The 3,864-nt window shown below is 55.9% G+C and carries 3 protein-coding genes; 1 reads left to right on the top strand and 2 read right to left on the bottom strand.

Going from position 1 to position 3,864, the window contains the following annotated elements; all coding sequences use genetic code 11:
* Nucleotides 1-576 precede the first annotated feature (576 nt).
* Both hemE and VN114_RS02905 read right to left on the bottom strand, forming a co-directional pair.
* A complete protein-coding gene (hemE, locus tag VN114_RS02910; RefSeq protein WP_325511809.1) occupies nt 577-1,659 on the bottom strand; it encodes a uroporphyrinogen decarboxylase in 1,083 nt (360 codons plus the stop codon).
* A gap of 75 nt (nt 1,660-1,734) precedes the next feature.
* Nucleotides 1,735-2,244: a hypothetical protein gene (locus tag VN114_RS02905; RefSeq protein WP_325511807.1), complete on the bottom strand. Its 510-nt coding sequence runs from the start codon at nt 2,242-2,244 to the stop codon at nt 1,735-1,737.
* Between the two features lie 87 nt (nt 2,245-2,331).
* Here VN114_RS02905 and glpD point away from each other — a divergent pair, with 87 nt between their 5' ends.
* Nucleotides 2,332-3,828, top strand: a complete 1,497-nt coding sequence (gene glpD, locus VN114_RS02900; RefSeq protein ID WP_325511805.1) for a glycerol-3-phosphate dehydrogenase — start codon at nt 2,332-2,334, stop codon at nt 3,826-3,828.
* Nucleotides 3,829-3,864: the final 36 nt, after the last annotated feature.

The following is a 3,864-nucleotide window of genomic DNA, read 5'->3' as shown; positions in this document are numbered from 1 at the left end:
GTTTGAAATCAACAGGTTGGAAAACTTCTTGGACAGTGGCGAAAAAATCTCGATAGGAATCGTTCTCGTTACTGTCCTGCACTATTTTGTGAATAAGCTTGCTTATTTTGCGTTCCCGATGCAATTTTTGGCAGGCCGATCACTTCCTGAGTCACGGTAAGGAGCCCTTCTGATGTAGCGCCCGCTCATCTCACAACCTCATGTAAATTATCAGCAAGCGCGCTAACTTCCCGTTTCTTAAGTCCTTTTTCAACTATCCACAAATCTTGTGGATAACTTTGTGGATAAGGCTTATGAATGGCGGAAAACCCCTGATTTCATGCGGGTTTCAATAAAATGCCAAAACAAAAAGCAGAATATTTTCCCAATTAAATCAATGACTTGCAAAAGCAGTATTGTCAGAAAAACGGAATGCTTTGTCAGCATGTGCGCCAGAGCACACTAATTTACATTCTGTGCATAAGCTTCCACGGCAATCAATTTAAGCCACCTTTGCGGGCAACAATTCGAGCCTGAAATCCGATTGCATACAAAGCACCAGCCGCAAAGTAAGTGCCCGCGAACCGCCGACAGATGTCATCCGTGCAACGGCCGACTGAATTCGTGAACGGCATCGACCAGCACCGAAACGGCTTCCGGTGGCGTGAATTGCGAAATGCCATGTCCCAGATTGAACACATGACCGGACCCTGCCTGATGCTTGCCGAAGGAGTCCAGCACCTTTGTGACTTCGGCGCGGATCTGTTCCGGCTGCGCAAACAGAATGGTCGGGTCGAGATTCCCCTGAAGCGCCACGCGGTCACCGACCTTGGCGCGCGCCGCGCCGAGATTGACGGTCCAGTCGAGCCCGACCGCATCCGAGCCGATGTCTGCAATCTGTTTCAGCCACAGGCCGCCACCCTTCGTGAAAACGATGCTCGGAATCCGCACGCCGTCTTTTTCCGTTTTCAGATTTTTCAGGACTTCGCGCATGTAATGCAGTGAAAACTGCTGATACGTGCCGTCGGCCAGCGCGCCGCCCCAGGTATCGAAGATCATCACGGCTTGCGCGCCGGCATCGATCTGCGCATTCAGATAGGCCGCCACTGCCAGCGCGTTTGTCTGCAGGATGTGATGCATCAGGTCCGGACGGTTGTACAACATCGCCTTCACCGTGCGGAAATCGTCGGAACCGCCGCCTTCGACCATGTAGCACGCCAGCGTCCATGGACTGCCGGAAAAACCGATCAGCGGTACGCGCCCGTTCAGCTCGGTGCGAATCTGCGTCACGGCGTCGAACACGTATTGCAGCGAACCCGCTTCCGGCACCTTCAGCGCGGTCACTTGCTTCTCGTCGCGTAACGGACGCTCGAACTTTGGCCCCTCGCCTTCGATGAAATACAAACCCAGTCCCATCGCGTCCGGCACGGTCAGGATGTCGGAAAACAGGATTGCCGCATCGAGATCGTAGCGATCGAGCGGTTGCAGCGTTACTTCGGTGGCGTAATCCGGGCTCTTGGCCAAACCCAGGAAGGAGCCGGCGCGTGCACGCGTGGCGCGATATTCAGGCAGATAGCGCCCGGCCTGGCGCATCAGCCACAGCGGTGTGTAGTCGGTCGGCTGGCGCAGCAGCGCACGCAGGAAAGTATCGTTCTTGAGTGGGGCGAATGGTGTGGGCATCAGGCTGAACGTACGCTGGAAAGGGGCGATCATTATCGCCTAACTTCGCGCGAAAAATCGCTTCATTGCTCCTCGTCAGAGAAGTTGCGCGCCGTCGGAAATCTTGCGCACATGCTCTTCGTCCGCCAGCGCGCGGATGTATCGCGCGAAATCCTCATCTTCCCCGCTAAGCAGATGCGGAAGCTGATAGTAGAAATCGTCCCGGCGGCACCATTCACGCATGAAATCGTCCCATGAATGCCAGCGTCGCAGTTGCAGTCCCCGCATGTCCGGTTCATACGACACGATGTAGGCCCGCTCGAACAACGCGATCAGCATTTCGAAGATGATCAGCTTGCGTTCCTTCTGTTCGGCTGTCAGATCCATCCGCGCGACGGCGCTGCGCAATTGCAGATCGGGATTGTCCAGCACGATTTTCAGGAAATCGTTGTAGGCATCCTGCAGCAGCTGATACGCCTCTTCCTCTTCCGAATCCCTCTCCTTCCGCTGTTCGAAAAGGAACAGGAAAATGGCAAACGGCAACGCAATCACCGTGACAACGAAGCTCGCGGTTTCCCAGAACGACGGATCGAATAGAAAGAACATGGCAGTCGAGAAGAATGATCGATGAAGAGAGTGTACCTCTTCAGTTTCCACCGCTTACAATATCCGAAAGAACTTCGACGAGCCCTCATGCAACAGCAACTGCAGTGCGACCTTCTCATCGTGGGCGGCGGCATCAACGGTGCCGGCATCGCGCGCGATGCTGCCGGACGCGGGCTGTCCGTCGTGCTGTGCGAAAAAGACGATCTCGCCTCGCACACGTCATCGGCTTCAACCAAACTGATTCATGGCGGCCTGCGTTATCTGGAGCAATATGATTTCGGCCTCGTGCGCAAGGCACTGATCGAACGCGAAATCCTGCTGCGCAGCGCGCCGCACATCATGCGTCCGTTGCGTTTCGTCATGCCGCACGACAAAGGGCAACGTCCCGCATGGATGATCCGCGCCGGCATGTTCCTGTACGACCATCTCGCCAAACGCGAACTGCTGCCAGGTTCGGAAGGCGTCGACCTGCGCACACATGCGGCCGGCGTGCCGCTGAAAGACGAATTCGTCAAAGGTTTCGCCTATTCCGACGGCTGGGTCGACGACGCGCGCCTCGTCGTGCTGAACGCCATCGACGCACGCGAACACGGCGCCACCATTCTCACGCGCACCAAATGCGAAACGGTCACCCGCAACGCAGACAGATGGAATGCCACCTTGCGCAAGGCAGACGGCGACACCATCGCTGTGCGGGCAACAATGCTCGTCAACGCGACCGGCCCGTGGGCCGCGGAATTCCTGCACGACACCGTCCACGGCCGCGCCGGAAAAAAGCTGCGTCTGATCAAGGGCAGTCACATCGTCGTGCGCAAACTGTTCGATCATCCGTATGCCTACATCTTCCAGCACCCGGACGGCCGCATCGTGTTCGCGATTCCGTATGAACACGACTTCACACTGATCGGCACCACCGACATCGATTACCACGGCGATGCCGACAAGGTCGCGATCGATGCCGATGAAATCGACTATCTGTGCACCCTTGCCAATCGTTACTTCACCAAACCGATTACCCCGAACGACGTCGTCTGGTCGTACTCCGGCGTACGGCCGCTGGTCGAGGATGACAACGATGACGACCACGAACGCGCATCGGAAATTACGCGCGACTACAGACTCGCACTCGATACCGATGCCGCCGCTTTGCTGACCGTCTTCGGCGGCAAGATCACCACCTTCCGCAAACTGGCGGAAGAAGTCGTCGATCTGCTCGCCCCCCGACTCGGGAATCGACATGGCGCGTGGACTGCGAATGCCTGTTTGCCGGGTGGCGATATTTTCGACAGCGGTCCGGACAATCGTGCGGTAAAGGAATTCGATGTCTTCGTGCGCACGATGCAACAACGCTATGCGTGGCTACCGCCCGAACTGGTCGAGCGTTACGCACATGCGTACGGGACGCGGATAAATGTGTTGATCGGCAATCGAAACAACTTGAATGAAATGGGACAGGAAATCGCTACAGGCCTGTTTGAGGTCGAGGCGGAGTATTTGAAGCGATATGAATGGGCCATAAATATTGAAGACATTTTTTGGCGACGCTCAAAACTGGGGCTGGCCTCAAAACAAATTACCAAATAAAAATTTCCCCATATTCATGGGGGCTTCCTTTGCGCA

The organism is Oxalicibacterium sp. (assembly GCF_035565035.1).
GTDB lineage: Bacteria > Pseudomonadota > Gammaproteobacteria > Burkholderiales > Burkholderiaceae_D > Oxalicibacterium.
This window is presented reverse-complemented; position numbering and strand designations above follow the sequence as displayed.